General features: G+C 64.6%; 18 protein-coding genes. 10 read left to right on the forward strand and 8 right to left on the reverse strand.

Going from position 1 to position 17,214, the window contains the following annotated elements; genetic code table 11:
* Together ctaD and ACXIQ9_RS08710 are read right to left on the reverse strand one after the other, a co-directional pair.
* Entirely contained in the window at positions 1 to 1,677 is a 1,677-nt protein-coding gene (gene ctaD / locus ACXIQ9_RS08705; RefSeq protein WP_010318028.1) for a cytochrome c oxidase subunit I, read from the reverse strand.
* Positions 1,674 to 2,513 (reverse strand): cytochrome c oxidase subunit II, encoded by an 840-nt coding sequence (locus tag ACXIQ9_RS08710; RefSeq protein WP_459016396.1) that lies wholly within the window; start codon positions 2,511 to 2,513, stop codon positions 1,674 to 1,676. The genes ctaD and ACXIQ9_RS08710 overlap by 4 nt, the downstream gene beginning before the upstream one ends.
* A 206-nt stretch (positions 2,514 to 2,719) precedes the next feature.
* Here ACXIQ9_RS08710 and ACXIQ9_RS08715 point away from each other — a divergent pair, with 206 nt between their 5' ends.
* From ACXIQ9_RS08715 to ACXIQ9_RS08745, 7 genes are all read left to right on the forward strand, one after another.
* Positions 2,720 to 3,601 carry a COX15/CtaA family protein gene (locus ACXIQ9_RS08715; protein ID WP_296421324.1) on the forward strand — a complete coding sequence of 294 codons (882 nt, stop codon included), beginning with the start codon at positions 2,720 to 2,722 and terminating at the stop codon, positions 3,599 to 3,601.
* A gap of 4 nt (positions 3,602 to 3,605) precedes the next feature.
* The gene (locus ACXIQ9_RS08720) at positions 3,606 to 4,610 is read left to right on the forward strand and encodes a heme o synthase (protein ID WP_296416157.1); all 1,005 of its coding nucleotides are present in this window, start codon (positions 3,606 to 3,608) and stop codon (positions 4,608 to 4,610) included.
* Between the two features lie 49 nt (positions 4,611 to 4,659).
* Entirely contained in the window at positions 4,660 to 5,679 is a 1,020-nt protein-coding gene (locus tag ACXIQ9_RS08725) for an ABC transporter ATP-binding protein (RefSeq protein WP_371820535.1), read from the forward strand.
* A 51-nt stretch (positions 5,680 to 5,730) separates the two neighbouring features.
* Positions 5,731 to 6,597: an ABC transporter permease gene (locus tag ACXIQ9_RS08730; RefSeq protein WP_029626413.1), complete on the forward strand. Its 867-nt coding sequence runs from the start codon at positions 5,731 to 5,733 to the stop codon at positions 6,595 to 6,597.
* A gap of 18 nt (positions 6,598 to 6,615) precedes the next feature.
* The gene (locus ACXIQ9_RS08735; protein WP_459016397.1) at positions 6,616 to 7,104 is read left to right on the forward strand and encodes a hypothetical protein; all 489 of its coding nucleotides are present in this window, start codon (positions 6,616 to 6,618) and stop codon (positions 7,102 to 7,104) included.
* Positions 7,094 to 7,783 (forward strand): N-acetylmannosamine-6-phosphate 2-epimerase, encoded by a 690-nt coding sequence (locus tag ACXIQ9_RS08740; RefSeq protein WP_459016398.1) that lies wholly within the window; start codon positions 7,094 to 7,096, stop codon positions 7,781 to 7,783. The genes ACXIQ9_RS08735 and ACXIQ9_RS08740 overlap by 11 nt, the downstream gene beginning before the upstream one ends.
* A 91-nt stretch (positions 7,784 to 7,874) precedes the next feature.
* The gene (locus ACXIQ9_RS08745) at positions 7,875 to 8,066 is read left to right on the forward strand and encodes a hypothetical protein (RefSeq protein ID WP_459016399.1); all 192 of its coding nucleotides are present in this window, start codon (positions 7,875 to 7,877) and stop codon (positions 8,064 to 8,066) included.
* Positions 8,067 to 8,079: 13 nt separating this feature from the next.
* Here ACXIQ9_RS08745 and groL read toward each other — a convergent pair whose 3' ends face one another.
* Entirely contained in the window at positions 8,080 to 9,750 is a 1,671-nt protein-coding gene (groL, locus tag ACXIQ9_RS08750) for a chaperonin GroEL (RefSeq protein WP_247479251.1), read from the reverse strand.
* Positions 9,751 to 9,810: 60 nt separating this feature from the next.
* Between groL and ACXIQ9_RS08755 the strand changes: the two genes are divergently transcribed.
* Positions 9,811 to 10,104, forward strand: a complete 294-nt coding sequence (locus ACXIQ9_RS08755; protein WP_010318012.1) for a hypothetical protein — start codon at positions 9,811 to 9,813, stop codon at positions 10,102 to 10,104.
* Between the two features lie 3 nt (positions 10,105 to 10,107).
* Here the strand turns inward: ACXIQ9_RS08755 and fabG are convergent, their stop codons facing one another.
* Genes fabG through ACXIQ9_RS08770 form a run of 3 tightly spaced genes read right to left on the reverse strand, consistent with a single transcriptional unit; the run spans position 10,108 to position 12,850 of the window.
* A complete protein-coding gene (fabG, locus tag ACXIQ9_RS08760) occupies positions 10,108 to 10,860 on the reverse strand; it encodes a 3-oxoacyl-[acyl-carrier-protein] reductase (RefSeq protein ID WP_247479248.1) in 753 nt (250 codons plus the stop codon).
* A 26-nt stretch (positions 10,861 to 10,886) separates the two neighbouring features.
* Positions 10,887 to 12,020, reverse strand: a complete 1,134-nt coding sequence (locus ACXIQ9_RS08765; protein WP_424174339.1) for a potassium channel family protein — start codon at positions 12,018 to 12,020, stop codon at positions 10,887 to 10,889.
* On the reverse strand, positions 12,017 to 12,850 hold the full coding sequence (locus tag ACXIQ9_RS08770; RefSeq protein ID WP_459016400.1) for a glycosyltransferase family 9 protein: 834 nt from the start codon (positions 12,848 to 12,850) through the stop codon (positions 12,017 to 12,019). Before ACXIQ9_RS08770 ends, ACXIQ9_RS08765 begins: the two co-directional genes overlap by 4 nt.
* Positions 12,851 to 12,923: 73 nt before the next feature.
* On the opposite strand from ACXIQ9_RS08770, the gene ispD reads away from it, so the two are divergent.
* On the forward strand, positions 12,924 to 13,601 hold the full coding sequence (gene ispD / locus ACXIQ9_RS08775) for a 2-C-methyl-D-erythritol 4-phosphate cytidylyltransferase (RefSeq protein ID WP_296417593.1): 678 nt from the start codon (positions 12,924 to 12,926) through the stop codon (positions 13,599 to 13,601).
* Here ispD and ACXIQ9_RS08780 read toward each other — a convergent pair.
* On the reverse strand, positions 13,598 to 14,491 hold the full coding sequence (locus ACXIQ9_RS08780; RefSeq protein WP_459016401.1) for a S66 peptidase family protein: 894 nt from the start codon (positions 14,489 to 14,491) through the stop codon (positions 13,598 to 13,600). The two genes, ispD and ACXIQ9_RS08780, sit on opposite strands and share 4 nt — an antisense overlap.
* A complete protein-coding gene (locus ACXIQ9_RS08785; RefSeq protein WP_459016402.1) occupies positions 14,488 to 15,393 on the reverse strand; it encodes a 4-hydroxybenzoate polyprenyltransferase in 906 nt (301 codons plus the stop codon). The genes ACXIQ9_RS08780 and ACXIQ9_RS08785 overlap by 4 nt, the downstream gene beginning before the upstream one ends.
* A 76-nt stretch (positions 15,394 to 15,469) precedes the next feature.
* Between ACXIQ9_RS08785 and ACXIQ9_RS08790 the strand changes: the two genes are divergently transcribed.
* Positions 15,470 to 17,062 (forward strand): Ppx/GppA phosphatase family protein, encoded by a 1,593-nt coding sequence (locus ACXIQ9_RS08790; RefSeq protein WP_459016403.1) that lies wholly within the window; start codon positions 15,470 to 15,472, stop codon positions 17,060 to 17,062.
* Positions 17,063 to 17,214: the final 152 nt, after the last annotated feature.

Genomic DNA, 17,214 nt, shown 5'->3' on the forward strand with positions numbered 1-17,214 from the left:
TCAGGAGCGCTGGTCAGAGTTGCCGAGCTTCCACAGCTCAGAGCCCGAGGTGGCGGCCAATGGCAGTTCGCCGGCGGGGGTGCCATAGCCGTAGGGCTCTTTCACCAAGGGGGCCTCTCCCTTCCAGTTCTCCACCGGTGGAGGGGAGCTGGTGAGCCATTCGGGGGTTAGGGCATTCCAGGGGTTGTCTCCGGCTGGTGCGCCGTTGAAGGCACTCATGACGACGTTCAGCAGGAAGGGCAGGGTGCTGATGGCCATCAGCAGCGCCCCAACACTGCTGAGCTGGTTGATCAACTCAAATTGCGGGTCGTATTCGGCAACGCGGCGCGGCATGCCATTGAGGCCAAGCCAGTGTTGCGGAGCGAAGCAGAGGTTGAAGCCGACAAATGTCAAGAGAAAGTGCAGCCGTCCCAGGTCCTCGTTGAGCAATCGGCCGGTCACCTTGGGATACCAGTGGTAGATCGAGGCAAAGATCACAAACACCGTGCCGCCGTAGACGATGTAGTGGAAGTGGGCGACGACGAAGTAGGTGTCGTGCACGTGAATGTCGAAGGGGACCTGAGCGAGGGCGACCCCCGTGATTCCCCCGAAGACAAAGTTGATGATGAAGCCGCAGGAGAAGAGCATCGCGCTGTTGAGGGCAATGCGGCCTCCCCACATGGTGGCGAGCCAGTTGAAGAACTTGATCCCTGTCGGGACGGCGATAAAGGAGGTGGCGATGGTGAAGAACAGCCGCATCCAGGGAGGCGTGCCGCTGGTGAACATGTGGTGGGCCCAGACGATCAGGCCCAAGACGACGATGCCCATGATCGAATACACCATCGTTGTGTATCCGAAGAGCGGCTTGCGGCAGTGGATCGGCAGGATTTCGCTCACCAGGCCAAAGGCCGGCAGCACCATGATGTAAACCGCGGGGTGGGAATAGAACCAAAACAGGTGCTGATAAACCACCGCATTGCCGCCCAGGCTTGGGTTGAAAAAGCCGGTGTGGGCAATGATGTCGAAGCTCAGTAGCACCAGAGTGCCGGCCAGGACTGGGGTGGAGAGCACCACCAAGATGCTGGTGCCGAGCATCGCCCAGCAGTACATCGGGAGCTGCATCAGCTTGAGCCCCGGTCGCCGCAGTTTGAGGATGGTGGCGATGAAGTTGATCCCGCCAAAGATGGAGCTGCCGCCCAGCAACAGCACGCTCAAGATCCAGATGATCTGACCGGTGGCCGGGGTCGTGATGCTCAGGGGTGGATAAGCGGTCCATCCCGACTGGGCAGCGCTGGCAATGAAGTAACTGCTGATCAGGAGCAACCCGGCTGGAGGGATCAGCCAAAACGCCACTGCGTTCAGTCTTGGGAACGCCATGTCGCGCGCTCCCACATAGAAGGGAATCAGGTAGTTGCCAAAGGCCCCATTCACCACCGGGACGATCCAGAGAAAGATCATCACCGTCCCGTGCAGGGTCAGAACTTCGTTGTAGGTCTCCCTGGGAAGGAAGTCAGAAATCGGGGTCAGCAGCTCGGTTCGAATCGCTCCAGCGAGGGCGCCACCGATCAGATAAAAAATGAAGCCACAAACCAGATACTGCAGCCCGATCACCTTGTGGTCGGTGCTGAAACTCAGGTAGCGCAGCCAGCCTTGGGGTTGCAGCGGCGTGCGGTGCTCAGGGGTCAGGCTGATGGTCATGACTGCACCGGGGTTTGTGGGGCTGCGCTGGCAATCGGACTGTTCTGGTTGACCCAGGCCTCGAAGGTCTCGGGTTCATCGACGATCACGGTCGAGCGCATTCCGCCGTGGTACGGGCCGCAGAGCTCTGCGCAGACGATCGGATAACGGCCAGGTCGGGTGGCGGTGAAACTCAAGAGTGTGGGCTGACCGGGGATGACGTCTTGCTTCAGGCGGAATTCGGGGACCCAGAAGGCATGGATGACGTCATTGGCCTTCATGCGCAATGCCACCGGCTGCCCCATGGGCACATGCAGCTCGCCGCTCGTGATCTCAGCCCCCGGGTAGTGAAAGATGAACGCGAACTGCATGGCCGTCACGTCGATCGGCAGTGGGGCTAGGGCGTCGTCGCTCTCCAGGCTCACGGGGCTGATGCCGCCCCAGGTGCGGGACTCCTCCATCTCCCCGCCCATGGCATGCATGCTGTGGTCATTGAGCGGAGCCATGCCGCCCATCCGGTCGTAGATGTCGTAGCTATAGATGCCGACAAACAAGACCACCACGGCGGGAACGGCTGTCCAGAGGATCTCTAGAGGGAGGTTCCCCTCGACGGCTTCGCCATCACCGCTCTCGCCTGGCTTGCGCCGGAACTTCACCAGGCTGTAGAGGATCAGCCCGACAATCCCGACAAACAGGATGGTCCCAATGCTGAAGAGCACCTTGAAGAGCTCGTCATAAACAGGCGCGTTGGCGCTGGCGTCAACCGGCAGGAGGTTGACGTTCTGCCCGATCCAGAGGCCCATCAACACCAGGGCCATTCCGGTGATCAGGGTGAGGATTGCGGCTGGTATCCGCATCGTCCTGAAATCAATCGAGGTCAGCCTATGGAGGCTGAATCGTCGACGCGTTGTTCGTGGTTCTTTGCAGCAATCCGCCGCTTCTTGGTGAGGGAACGCTCACCCATTAATCACTGTTGGTGTCGCTTTTGGGTGGCGCGTGACGGACGTCTGCGAAGCCGGTGTGACGTCATTAGGTTGACGCCAACCGCCCTTCTCCAGCAGAGATGTTCGGCGCCATGCAGCCCAACAAACGAGACGGCCTCGCCGCACTCTGCGCCCACCTGTTGGTCGCACTGATTGCGCTGGTGGTCATCGGCGGGGCCACGCGTGTGATGGAGGCAGGTCTGGCTTGCCCAGACTGGCCCCTTTGCTACGGCTCCCTCTTGCCGGGGCGCCAGATGAACCTGCAGGTCTTCCTGGAGTGGTTCCATCGCCTGGATGCCTTTGTCGTCGGTGTCGGCCTCCTGGTTCTCACCGCGGTCAGTTGGTGGTGGAGGCGGGAGTTGCCCAAGGGCTTCCCCCTCCTGGCCAGCCTGAGCCTGGTGCTGGTGGCTGTTCAGGCGGGCTTGGGTGCCCTAACGGTGACCCTGCTGTTGCCATTCCCTGTGGTGACGGCTCACCTGCTCACCGCTCTGGTCTTGGTTGCTCTGCTGAGTGGTTTGAGTGAGTTGCTGAGGGCCGGCTCCCTGACTTCTTCCTCAGGGCGTTCTCTGCTCTGGGCTGGCCTCACCGCAGTCCTGGCGACTGCGGTGTTGGTGCAGTGCCTCTTGGGCGGACTCATGGCCAGTCAGTGGGCGGCAGGCCGGTGCCTGAGCGCTGGGGAGGGCTGCTCCTGGCTGTTGATGCACCGCCTGGGTGCTCGGCCGGTGGGTCTGCTGGTGCTCCTGGGTTCGGGACTGCTGCTTTGGAAGCGTCCGGCGGAGCGCCCCTTTGCCTTGGCTGCGGCACTGCTGGTTCTGCTGCAGATCGCCCTGGGTGTGCTGAGTTTGCGTCTCAGCCTGTCCGTTCCAGCGGTGACCGTTGCACACCAGCTGGGCGCTGCTCTCTTGGTGGCCGTTCTGGCGGCCTTGACCGTTCGTAGTTGGCCGGAGGTGCTTCGTGGTTAATGCCTTGCCCCTGACCCGTGAGGAGATCGTTCCCTCCAGGAAGCGGCTGAAGTTGCCCCCCTGGCTGGAGATCGCCAAGCCCCGTTTGATCCCCCTGTTGCTGGCGACCACCCTTGGCGGGATGGCGATGTCGGAAGGCTGGCCCCTGCCTCCTCTCCGCCTGGCCTGCACCTTGGGTGGTGGCGCCTTGGCCGCCGCAGCGGCTGGGGTCCTGAATTGCCTTTGGGAGCAGGAGCTCGATGGCCGCATGCAGCGAACCAGCGGCCGGGCCCTCCCCTCCGGTCGCCTCTCGATCACGACGGCTTTCGCCATTGCCGTCACCCTCACGCTGACGGCGGCGACCCTGCTAGTCGGCGGGGTGAATTGTCTGGCCGCCAGCTTGTCGCTGCTGGGTCTGTGCAGTTACGTGCTGCTCTACACGGTGCTGCTGAAGCCCCGCACAACCCAGAACATCGTGATCGGTGGTGTGGCTGGAGCCATTCCCCCCCTGGTCGGTGCCGCCGCGGCAACGGGCCATCTGGGCCTGGGGAGTTGGTGGTTGTTTGCCCTGGTGATGCTGTGGACGCCAGCCCATTTCTGGGCCCTCGCTCTTCTGCTGAAGGAGGACTACCGCGCCGTCGGGATCCCCATGCTCCCGGTGGTGAAGGGCAGTGGTGCCACCGCTGAGGCCATTCGTTGGTATGCCCTGGCGACGGTGGTGCTGAGCCTGGTGGGTGTCTGGGCCTTGCCCGGTGGGGGGTTGCTCTACGGGCTCCTGCTGCTCCCCTTCAATGCCCGGCTGTTGCAGATGACCTGGAATTTGCACAAAGACCCGGATGATCTGCAGCGGGCCAAGGGGTTGTTTCGCTGGTCGATCTTCTATCTCTTCGGCGTCTGTCTGCTGCTGCTGATGGCTCGGATGCCGGCAGGGGAGCAGTTTTCGCAGCAGGGCTTTGCCCTGCTGGGTTGGAGTGGGTCCGGCAACGCAGGTTTCACCCTGGTGGCATCGCTGGTGAGCGGCGCTTTCTAGAGTCGATTTCTCTAGTGCTCCAGCGAGGTCGGCGGCGGTGACTCATCCAGTGATTGATCTGGAGAACGTCTCCAAGCGCTACGGAAAAGGTGAGAAGGCCGTTGATGCCTTGAACGGCCTGAATCTTCAGGTCCCTGGCGGCAGTTTGTTCGGCTTGTTGGGTCCCAACGGGGCGGGCAAAACAACGACCCTGCGCATCCTTGCCACTCTGTTGGCCCCGTCTAGCGGCCGTGTCCAGGTGGCGGGGCTCGACGCGCTCACAGACCCCCGCGGTGTCCGCGAGCGTTTGGGTTACGTGGCCCAAGAGGTTGCCCTCGACAAGATTCTCAGCGGCCGTGAGCTGCTCCAGTTGCAGGGCGACCTGTATCACCTGGCCCGTTCAGCCCGGGACCAGCGCATTGCTGAGCTGATTGATCTGCTGGGCATGGCGGACTGGATTGACCGCCGCAGCGGCACCTACTCCGGTGGGATGCGCCGGCGTTTGGATTTGGCCTCCGGTCTGCTGCACCGTCCGGATGTCTTGGTGCTCGATGAGCCCACCGTTGGTCTGGATATCGAGAGTCGCGCTGCCATTTGGACCGTGCTGCGCCAACTGCGCGACCAGGGCACCACGGTGCTGCTGAGCAGTCACTACCTCGAGGAGGTCGATGCCCTGGCGGATCAGCTGGCGATCATTGAGGACGGTCGGGTGATTGCTGCGGGGCCCCCCTCCGAACTCAAGGCGGCCCTCGGCGGTGACCGCGTCACACTACGGGTGAGGGAGTTCAGCGATGAACCCGAGGCCCTACGGGTGCAGCAGCTCCTGCAGGCCTGCCCGGGGGTGCGGCAGGTGGTGGTGAACCGAGCCCAGGGCTTCTCCTTGAATTTGGTGGTGGAACACGACGGTGTGGTGGAGCAGTTGCGCCGTCAGCTGGCTGAAGCCCAGCTCCCTGTTTTTGCCCTTGCCCAAAGCCGCCCCAGCCTGGATGACGTCTACCTCCAGGCCACGGGTCGGACCTTGATGGATGCCGAGCTGGCGGTGGCCGGTGTCCGTGATGCCAAGGCGGAGCGCAAGCAGTCCATGCGTTGACCGTGGCTTTGGTTCGGGATTTCCCGTGGATGGACTTTTCTGTTATTTGAGATGACCAGCGCTTCCTCTTCTTTGCTCAGCCCGGCCCCCAGCGCCAGCGCCCCGCGGTCAGCCCTGGCTGACCTGACGCAGGAGACCCTGGCCTTGACCCGCCGTCTGTTTTTGCAGCTGGCGCGCCGTCCGTCGACCCTGGTGGCGGGGGTCCTGCAACCCCTGATTTGGCTGGTTCTCTTTGGGGCCCTCTTCGCTAATGCCCCTGAGGGCCTGCTGCCCGAGGGCATGAGTTACGGCCGCTTCCTCGGTGCCGGCGTGATTGTCTTCACGGCCTTCAGCGCTGCCTTGAATGCCGGCTTGCCGGTGATGTTCGATCGGGAGTTTGGTTTCCTTAATCGCCTGTTGGTGGCCCCCTTGCGCTCCCGCAGCTCGATTGTCCTGGCCTCGGTGCTCTACATCACGGCCCTGAGCCTGGTGCAGAGCGTCGCGATCATGGCCACCGCCTGGGTCTTGGGGTACGGCTGGCCCGGCGGTTCTGGGTTGCTCCTGGTGCTGCTGACCCTGTTGCTGTTGGTCTTCGCTGTGACGGGCCTGAGCTTGGGGTTGGCCTTCGCACTCCCAGGTCACATCGAGCTGATCGCCGTGATCTTTGTGGCCAATTTGCCCCTGCTGTTTGCCAGCACGGCCCTGGCTCCGATTTCCTTTATGCCGGCCTGGTTGGGCTGGCTAGCGGCCGTAAATCCCCTTACCTTCGCGATTGAGCCGATTCGCGCCGCTTACGCCGGTCATTTCTCCCTCTCAGCTGTGGTGTTGCATGCCCCCTATGGGGATCTCAGCGCTGCCGCTTGTTTAGGGGTTCTGGCCGCTTTGGCGTTGGGTTTGTTTCTGCTGATCCGCCCTCTGCTGGATCGCAAGCTCGCCTGATCTTTTCCCGCAGCGATCGTGCCCCAGCGCCCTTCTCCTCCGCCGTCACCGCAAGCCCGCCGCCAGGCCCACGTTTTGGCCCTGCGCCAGGCCTTGTCCGAACGTGATCGCTCGAGCGTGGATGGGTTGCTCGGCCAGTGGGTCCATCGCCACGGGGTCGATGCTCTTGAGCCTCTGCTTCAGGAGTTGGAAGCCGAGGATTCAGAAGGAGTCCACTGGTGGCGAACTCCTCAGGCTGAGCCCGAGCCCCTCGTCGTTGCCGTGCAAGAGGAGATGGCACCTGAACCGCAACCTGAAGTCGAGCCGGAACCCGAACCTGAGCCCGAACCGGTTGTGATGGCTGAACCTGAACCTGTAGCGGATCCGGTTCCGATCCCTCAGACGGCGTTCAAGCCCGTCGTGCATCGTCGAGCCGCTGCGTCACGCCCTGCTCCGGCCCCCAGCCATCCCGCCTTGGCGGAGTTGCGTGCTTGGCTTCCCGGTTCGGAAGACTCCCGTGCTGCCTGATCCCTCGTTGCTCCGTGGCGGGTTGATCGTCTCGGTTCAGGCCCCTGAGGGCTCACCGATGCGGGATCCGCAGGTGATTGCAGCCATGGCTGAGGCCAGCCTCAACAACGGTGCGGTGGGTGTCCGCCTAGAGAGCCCCGAACACATTGGGGCGGTGCGTCGCCGCTGCCCGGAGGCTTTGATTATTGGCCTCTGGAAGCGCACGTTCCCCGATAGTTCCGTCTACATCACCCCCGGCTGGGAAGAGATTCAGGCGGTTTGGGCCGCCGGTGCCGATGTGATCGCCCTGGATGCCACTGATCGGGTTCGCCCCGCTGGGGCCCTCTTGCCCGATTTGGTTCAGCGCGCCAAGCAGGAGCTTGGAGCCTGCTTGATGGCGGATGTCGACAGTCTGGAGAACGGGTTGTGCGCCGCGGAGCTCGGCTGTGATTGGGTTGGCACAACCCTCTACGGCTACACCGAGTCCACCGCCTCCCTCAAGCCTCCCGCTTGGACTCTGTTGCGTCCACTGCGCGAGCAGCTCCCCGGTCCGGTCGTGCTGATCTGTGAGGGGGGAATCGCCTCAGCCCAGCAAGCCAGGCAGGCCCTTGATGGGGGTGCCGATGCGGTGGTGGTGGGGACGGCAATTACCGGCGTGGATCTGCAGGTGGCGGCCTATCGCCGGGCCCTGGAGTCGTAGCGGTCCAAAAGCTTTCTGAAGGAGCAGGACCTGCAGCCCAGGCGAGTTCAAACTGAGCGTGTCTCGGTTGTCTCGAATGGGAGGAAAGTCGATGGGCTCCCAGCGTGGGCTGCCGCTTTTTTCAGTGGTGGTGGGCGTGACGCTCTTGGCCACACCCATAGCGGGCTTGCCCTTAGCTGATCTCGAAGCGCTGAACCGGGAGCTGGGCCGCCTGTGCCGCAACCCGCCCCCGGAAGCCCTTGCCGTCTGCCGGATTCACGCCCGTTTGATTCGGGTGATGTAGGCCGAAGCCGGCATCACATCATGCCGGGCATGCCCATACCGCCCATTCCACCCATACCGCCCATGCCGCCCATGGGATCCATGCCGCCACCGCCCGGTGCGGCTGCGGCTGCAGGCTCGGGTTTGTCAGCGATCACCGCCTCGGTGGTCAGCAGCAGGGAAGCAATCGAGACGGCGTCCTGAAGGGCCAGGCGGACCACCTTGGCGGCATCAAGAATGCCTGCGGTGAGTAGGTTTTCGTAGGTGCCGGTCGCGGCATTGAAGCCGTTGCCAGTGGAGGCCACTTGGTCCGCCACAACGTTGGGGTCATAGCCCGCGTTGGCTGCGATCTGATGCAGGGGCGCAGAAAGAGCGCGCTGCACGATCTCAACACCGGTGCGCTCGTCGCCCTCCAGCTGGGCAGCCAGGCCATCGAGGTCGGCGGCGAGTTGAACCAGGGTGCTGCCACCGCCGGCGACAATGCCCTCTTCCACCGCGGCGCGGGTGGCGTTGAGGGCGTCTTCGATCCGCAGCTTGCGGTTGCGCAGCTCGGTTTCGGTGGGAGCACCCACCTTGATCACGGCAACGCCACCGGCCAGCTTGGCGATGCGCTCGGTGAGCTTCTCGCGGTCGTACTCCGAGTCGGTGTTCTCGAGCTCGCGCTTGATGGCGGCGACACGGTCGCGGACGGCAGCCTGGTGAGCGTCACTGGCCACGATGGTGGTGTCGTCCTTGCTGATCGTGATCCGGCGCATGCTGCCGAGATCCTCCAGACCCACTTGATCGAGGGCCATGGCACGGTCCTCGCTGATCAAGGTCGCACCCGTGAGGATGGCGATGTCCTGGAGCATGGCCTTGCGGCGATCGCCAAAGCCAGGGGCGCGGACGGCGGCCACCTGCAGAACCCCGCGGTTCTTGTTGACCACCAAGGTGGCCAGGGCTTCACCCTCGACTTCCTCCGAGAGGATCACCAGGGGCTTGCCGGCTTTCGACACGGCCTCCAGGACGGGGACGAGGTCGTTGATGGCACTGATCTTGCGGTCGGTGACCAGCAGCAGCGCATCTTCGAATTCGCAGACGCGACGGTCGTTGTCGGTAACGAAGTAGGGGGAGCTGTAGCCCCGATCGAAGGCCATGCCTTCGGTGATTTCCAGTTCGGTGGCGAGGCTCTTGCTCTCCTCGACGGTGATCACGCCATCGACGCTCACCTTCTCCATCGCCTCGCTCACCATCCGGCCGACTTCCTCATCGCCACCGGAGCTGACGGTGGCGACCTGGCCGATGGATTCGCCGGCAACGGGGGTGGAACGCTGCTGGATGCCGGCTACGACTTGAGCGGTGGCCTTCTCCATGCCGCGGCGCAGGCTCACGGGGCTGGCGCCAGCGGCGACATTGCGCAGACCTTCGCGGGTCATGGCCTGGGCCAGGACGGTGGCGGTGGTGGTGCCATCACCGGCCTGGTCCTTGGTTTTGGTCGCGACCTGCAGCAGGAGCTTGGCGCCGAGGTTCTCGAAGGGGTCTTCCAGTTCGATGTCCCGGGCGATGGTCACGCCGTCGTTGACGACATCGGGAGCCCCGAACTTCTTCTCGAGAACGACGTTGCGGCCCTTGGGTCCGATGGTGACCTTGACCGCATCGGCGAGGGCATTGACGCCGCGCTCGAGATAGGCGCGGGATTCATCGGAGAAGGAGAGCAGCTTGGCCATCGCGGAGGCTGATCGCGCTGTAGTGGCCACAGGCTCCCATGCAGAGGTGGCCCTTGGCTTGTGGGGAAAGCCGAATGGATCGCAGCTCACCCCTATCGCCCGCTCGATCTGCTCGATAGGGTTCGCGCCATGGAGGAGAGCATCAGCGACACCCTGGTCCAGGGCCTGGCCGATCCAACGGCCGGCAGCAACGTGATGGCGTTTCTGATCGTGGCCGGCCTGGGTTTGGGAATGGCCTTGATCTATGTGCCCCTGCGGGTCTTTCTGACCGTGACCGCCCGCAGCCGCCGGCTACGCCTGCTGCAGCGCATCCGACGACTGCGGGAGGAACTCACCCAACCGGTGGAGGGCTAGGCCTCAGCGCATCACCATGCCGCCATCCACCTGCAGGACCTGGCCGGTCATGTAGGCAGCGGCGGGATCGGCCGCGAGGAAGCGAACGGCGCTGGCGACCTCGGTGGGTTGCCCCATCCGTCCCAGGGGAATGGCCTTGAGGATCGGCTCCTTGTCGAGCTCCGCGGTCATGTCGCTCTCGATGAAGCCAGGGGCCACAGCGTTCACGGTGACCCCGCGGCTCGCGAATTCCGCAGCGCTGCTGCGGGTCAGACCGATCACACCAGCTTTGGCGGCGCTGTAGTTGGCTTGGCCGGGGTTGCCCATCAGTCCCACCACCGAGGTGATGTTGATGATCCGGCCGCTTCTGGCCTTCAACATCGCCCGGCTGACGGCTCGGGTGCAGAGGAAGACGCCGCTGAGGTTCAGGTCGATCACGCTCTGCCAATCGGCGCTCTTCATGCGCATCAGCAGGCCGTCACGGGTGATGCCCGCGTTGTTGACCAGCACGTCCAGGCGTCCCTCCTTCTCCAGGACGGCTTTGACCATGGTCTCCACCTGCTCTTCCTCGGCCACGTTGGCCTGGTGGGACCAGGCTTGGCCGCCTGCCGCCTGAATCTCAGCGACCACAGCCTCAGCCGCGGCGGGGGAGCTGGCGTAGTTCACCACCACCGTTGCGCCGGCCTGGGCCAGCTCGCGGGCAATGGAGGCCCCGATACCTCGGCTGGCTCCGGTCACCAGAGCAACCTGACCGGCCAGGGGGGTGCTGTCCGCCATGGAGAACGCTGAAAAGTCGGACCAGGCTAGGCGGGCATGATTTTGACTTCAGCCAAGGCGGGGCCAAGCAGTTCCCCAAAGCGCTGCAACTGGCGTTTGCTGCCCATGACCACCAGCAACTGACCGGGACCCAGGCGGACATCACCGCCGGGGTTGGCGATGAGTGGCTCCGGCGCTCCGGTGCTGAGTTGGCTGGCCGCGGGGTTTCGGATCGCCAGGACCAGGGCACCACTGCGGCGTCCCAACTGCAGTTCCGAGAGACTGGCGCCGTTGAGGTCGCCGAGATCCTCGGGATGTTCGCTCAGCAGAAATTCGTCCACCTCACACTCGCTGCCGGCCAGCAGGTCCATGAAGGTCACCGCCAGGGGCCTCAGGGCGGTGGCGGCCATGGCACGACCGCCGGCCACATAGGGGCTCACCACCTGGTCAGCTCCGGCTAAACGCAGTTTCCCTTCCGCTTCTTCGCTGTCGGAGCGGGCAATCAGCCGGGCGCTCGGCGCCAATCCCCGGGCGCTGAGGATCACGTAGAGGTTGGCCGCGTTGCTCGGCAGGGCGGCGACGAGTGCTCGGCAGCGGTGGATGCCGGCCTCCTCCAGGGTTTCATCGAGGGTGGCGTCTCCCTGAAGGACCGTCAGGCCTCGCTGCTGGGCTTCCTCAATGCGGTCGCTGTCGTTTTCGACCACCAACAGTTGGACGTTTTCTCCATTCAGTTGATCCGCGATTTCGCGGCCCATCCGGCCGTAGCCGCAGAGGATGACGTGCTGATTCATCGATCGCTGCAGCTGTTGGCGGTAGCGCCGCTGGCGGATGCGGCGAAAGTAGCCGGAGTTGGTTAATTCCAGCAGTTTCTGGATGGTTTGCTGGACCACCACCAGGCCGCCCACCAACAGCAGCGCCGTGACGATGCGGCCGCCGGTGTGGATCAGCTGGGTGTGCTCATCGCTAAACCCCAGGGTGCTGAGGGTGATCAGCACCATCCAGTAGCAATCGCCCCAGTCCCAGCCCTCCGCCAGTCGGTAGCCAACGGCGCCGGCATTGACGACCGTGGCCAGGGCCAGGATCGGTCCGGCCCACGGGCGCTTGGCCACTTGCGTGCGAATGGGGCTGAGGAGGCCGCGGCGGCGCGGCAGTGAACGGGGTCGCTGCCGCATCGGAGTCATCCCAATCCGAGGGCTTTTAAGACCTCAGGGGTGCCCAGCTGCTCAAGGGCTCCGGCCTGACCCACCGCTTGCACGCCCTCCCGTTGTGGCAGGGAGGCGGGGTCCTCGCCGAGGGCCACCAGAGGCATGCCACTGAGCAGGGCCAGTTGGCTGGTGATGGGGTCACTGCTGAGGACCACATCACAGCTGGCCAGTTGCGCGGCCCGCTGCAGCAGATTGGCGCCACCGGCCTGGATGACCCGCAGGTCCGGCAGCTTGCTGCGGATGGCCTCGGGCAGCGCTCGCCAGTGGTCGGCGGGCCAGTCCTGGCGGTTCCCTGACGGGGCAAGCAACAGGGCGGGTCCCTGGCCACTGGGCATGGACGCTGCGGCTTGCTCCAGTGCTCCTTTGGGCAAGGACAGGCGGAATTGGCTGGCGTCGAGGGTGACGCCGAGGGGGCGCAGGAAGGCGGCCAGCGCTTGTGCCCCCCAGCCGGCTTCAGGGGTGACGGTTGACGTGGCCGAGAACCCAGCGGCGGCGACGCGATTGGGGATGTGACTCATCGACAGCATCAGATCAACCTGGCGGCCGCTGGCGAGGTTGATGCAGGCCTGAAAGTCGGGCTCGCGCACGTTGCCCAGGAGGTTGGCCCAGTCGGCGAGGCTCGGCCCGTCATCAAAGGCGAAGGGAATCACCTTCTCCACCGCCGGCAGTAGGGACCAGGCGGCTGCCGCCGCTGGGGAGCAGGCCACCTGCACCTGGGCCTTGAGGTATTGCGCGACCTGCGCTGCGGCCGGAATGGCCTGCAGCTGTGCACTGACACCACCCGGCACCAAAAAGAGGACTCGCATGGTTGCGGGGGTGTGCAGCAGATCGCTGGCTGATTGTATGTAGGTCGGATTACTTAGTCCTCAGGAGCGCGCGATGCATCTGCTGATTGCCTGTGCCGGTAGCGGTCGGCGGATGGGGGCGGAGCGCAACAAGCTGCTCCTGGAGGTCAGCGGCCGGCCTGTGTTGGCCTGGACTCTCGATGCGGCCCTGGCCTCCGAGAGCGTGCGCTGGATCGGTGTGGTCGGCCAGGAGATCGACCGGCCTGACATCGAAGCCCTGCTGAAGGCGGCCAACCCAGGGATCCCGGTCCAGTGGATTCAGGGTGGAGACACCCGCCAGGATTCGGTCTGCAACGGCCTGGCGGCGCTGCCGCCGGAGGCCCAATCGGTTCTGATCCATGACGGAGCCCGTTGCTTGGTCGATCCAGCTCTGATCGATCGCTGTTCCGCGGCTGTTGAGGCTGGCGCTGCTGTAATCGCCGCCGCACCGGTCACCGACACGATCAAGCGGGTCGATGGCGACGGCGTGATCCAAGACACCCCGGATCGCTCCGTTCTCTGGGGCGCCCAAACCCCCCAGGGGTTTCCGGTCGAGCAGTTGCGCCAGGCCCATGCCCAGGCGCGCGGGGAGGGTTGGAGTGTCACCGATGACGCCTCCCTGTTTGAACGGCTGGGTTGGCCCGTGCGGGTGATGGAGTCCTCCCCCTCCAACATCAAGATCACCACGCCCTTCGATCTGACGATTGCTGAGGCGGTTCTCTCGGCTCGCTAAAGCAGCAGCAGTTGGCCGCGCTCGCCGTCCAGACGGGCCCTGCGGCCGATGGGAATGGCGGCGTTGCCGCAGCGATGGCCAAAAGGCAGGTCGGCAATCACTGGAATGCCGAGGTCGCCGCAGCGCTCCTGAAGCACCGCCTGCACACCAAAGGAGCGCTGGGGATCACGGGCGTCATCCTCATCCCCCTCGCAGTCGCTGAAGCTGCCAAAGCCCAGACCCGCGATCTGCTGGAGAGCCCCACTGAGGCGCCAGTGGGAGAGCATCCGATCGATTCGATAGGGGGCCTCGCCGATGTCTTCGAACAGCAGGATCGCTCCACTCAGGTCGGGGAGGTGAGGCGTCCCCAGCAGGTGCGTCGCTACCGTGAGATTGCCGGCGATGCAGGGGCCCTCGGCTTGGCCCGGGTTCCAGACCGTCCCTTGCAGGGGCGGGAGAGCCTCGCCAAAGAGCAGAGCCCGTAGCCGCTCTTGGCTCCACTCCGGTTCGGCCCCCAGGGTGGTGACCATGGGCCCATGGATGCCCCCGGGTAGGCCAGCGGCCTGCCGCGCCCAGAGCAGGGAGGTGACATCGGAGAAGCCCAGCAGCCAGTGCTTCTCTGCCGCAAGGGGCCGCTCCAGTAGTCGTGCAGAGCCCCAGCCACCGCGCATGCACGCCACCAATGGCGCATTGGGTTGGAGGTCCTCCAGGCGTTCGGGGTCCGTGCCGGCGTAGTAGCCCCAGTGCCGCTGCAGGTTGCGATGGGGTTCCACCTCCAGTCCCCAGCGCTCAAGGACAACGATTCCCGCTTCCAGGCGGCCGATGGCATCGCCCTGGAGCGCGGAGCTGGCGGCGGCTAGTTGGACGCGATCGCCGGCTTGGAGCGAGCGGGGCCAGGGGCGCGCGTTCATGCCCAGATCCGTCCGATGGCTAGGCCGAGCAGCAGGAGCGCACCGAGCAGCACCTGATGTTTGAAGTGGCGGCCATAGGCCGAGCGCGGCAGCTGCGGCTGCCGTAAGGCCAAGGCTTCCTTGAGCTGCCCAAGGACGACCACCAGCCAGATCAGCCAGAACACGGGCTGAACCCCCTGCAGGGCCGAGGCAATCGCTAGCAACACTCCAGCACTGGCGTAGCAGAGGGCCACGGCCAGGGGGGCCTGCTCCCCAAGGCTCAGCGCGCTGCTGCGCACGCCCACCAGGCGGTCATCCTCCCGGTCGGACATGGCGTAAACCGTGTCAAAGCCAAAGGTCCACAACAGGGTCGCCAGCCAGAGGCAGAGCAGGGGCCAGCCCCCCTGGAGGCTGCCGCGGGAGGCCGCCCAGGGGATCAGCACAGCAAAGCCCCAGCAGAGGGCCAGGACCGCCTGCGGGTAGGCAAACCAGCGCTTCGCTGAGGGGTAGAGCAGCACCGGGGGCAGGGCAGCGATGGCCAGTTGGAGGCAAAGGGTTCTGTTGGCTTCTGGCAGCCCCCAGAGCACGACGGCCAAGGCGGCGATCAGGCAGAACACCAGCAGCACAACGGCCCCCGGAACACCGATCTGGCCGCTGGCAAGTGGCCGTTGGCGGGTTCGCTCCACCTGGGGATCAATCCGCCGATCCCAGAGGTCATTGGCGACACAGCCCGCACCGCTGACGGCCAGGCCGCCGATGACGATGGCCGCCAGCAGCTGGAGGCTGGGGGGAGCCTGGCCCTCCAGGAAGAGACTCCAGCCGGCGGGGATCAACAAGATCAGGCGTCCGCTGGGCTTGTCCCAGCGCAGTAGACCCAGCCAAGCCCGGAGCAGCGATCCAAGGCCCTTGCTGTCGGCAGCCACGTTCAGCAGGGGAAAAGTGCCCGCACCCTAGGGCTGAGGGGCGGTGCCAAAGTGGCTCAGCTCCAGGGATTGGACCGTGAGTGAGCCCCGCAGTGGTGCCCTACGGCCGGTGGCCGGCATCGACATCGGCACCAACTCGATTCACCTCTTGATCGCCAGCGTCGATCCGGAGCTGCGCAGCTTCTCGGTGCTGCTCACTGAAAAATCAACGACCCGCCTGGGGGAGCGCGATCCCGTCAGTGGTGATCTCTCGCCTGAGGCGATTGAGCGGGCCTTCACGACCCTGCGCCACTGCCGTGAGCTGGCGGCCAGCCATGGCGTGGATCCCGGGGACGTCGTCACGGCGGCCACCAGTGCCGTTCGTGAAGCACCCAATGGTCGGGAGTTTCTGCAATCGATCCAAGAGCAGCTGGGCCTGGCGGTTGATCTGGTGAGCGGCCCTGAGGAGGCGCGCTTGATCTATCTGGGTGTCCTCTCGGGGATGTCCTTTGGCGAGAAGCCCCACGTGATCATCGACATCGGTGGTGGCTCCACCGAGTTGGTGCTGGCCGATGCTTCGGACTCCCATGCCCTCACCAGCACCCGGATTGGTGCGGTCAGGCTGCAGCGGGATTTCGTCCAGGACGACCCGATCCCGGCTAAGCGGGTCACCTTCCTGCGGGCCTTCATCCAGGGGGCGCTGGAGCCTGCGGTGCTCAAGGTCCGCCAAGGTTTATTGCGGCTCGGTGATCAGCCGGTGATGGTCGCCACCAGTGGAACGGCGATGGCGATCGCCGCGATGGCCGCCGCGGATGAGGCGCGTCCGCCCCTGCGCATGCAGGGCTACCGGGTCTCGCGGCAAAAACTCGATCAGATCGTCGAACGCCTCTTGGGGATGACTCCTGCGGAGCGCAAGGCTCACCCGGCCCTGAATGAACGCCGCGCAGAAATCATCGTTCCTGGCGCCCTGATCTTGCAGACGGCGATGGGAATGATCGGGGCGGAGGAGCTGGTGATCAGCGAACGGGCCCTGCGGGAGGGCTTGATTGTTGATTGGATGCTGCGCAACGACTTGATCGTTGATCGCTTTGCCTTTCAAAGCAGCATTCGTCAACGCACGGTGCTGCATCAGGCCCAGCGTTATGGGGTGGATGTGCCCCGCTCTGAGCGGGTCGCTGCGCTAGCCATTCGTCTCTACGACCAAAGCCACGGCCTGCTGCATCAAGACGATGGCCAGGGGCGTCAGTTGCTTTGGGCCGCGGCGATGCTGCACAGCTGCGGGCAGCACATCAATGTTGGTGCGTATCACAAACACACCTGGTATTTGATTCGCCACGGTGACCTGTTGGGCTACTCCGAGAGCGAGCAGCTCATGGTGGCGGCCATCGCCCGTTATCACCGCCGCTCTCTGCCGAAGAAGCGCCATGAGTCCTGGCAACTCATAGAAGGGAGGGAGCAACGCCGCACGGTGTCAGCGATGGCCTTGCTCCTGCGTCTGGCGGTGGCGATGGATCGACGGCCCCAGAAGGTGATTGCCGACTGTGTTCTGCAGGCCAATGGAGAGAACGGCATTTCGATCCAGTTGTTGCCGCTGACGGCTGAGGTGGATCTCAACCTGGAGCGCTGGAGTCTGCGGTCCTGCGAGAGCTATGTCGAAGAAGCGCTCGGCATGACCTTGCGGGTGAGTTAGCTCCAACACTGCAGCGCCCCCCAACAAAAAGCCCCCTCTTGCGAGGGGGCTTCTGGTTCAACCGAGATTGAACCTTTTGGTTTGAGGATCAACCTCAGCCGATGGCAGGTGCGGTCAGAGCCACGGGGGTGGACTCAGCAGCAGCCAGGTCG

The sequence above is a fragment of the Synechococcus sp. LTW-G genome, from assembly GCF_054459035.1.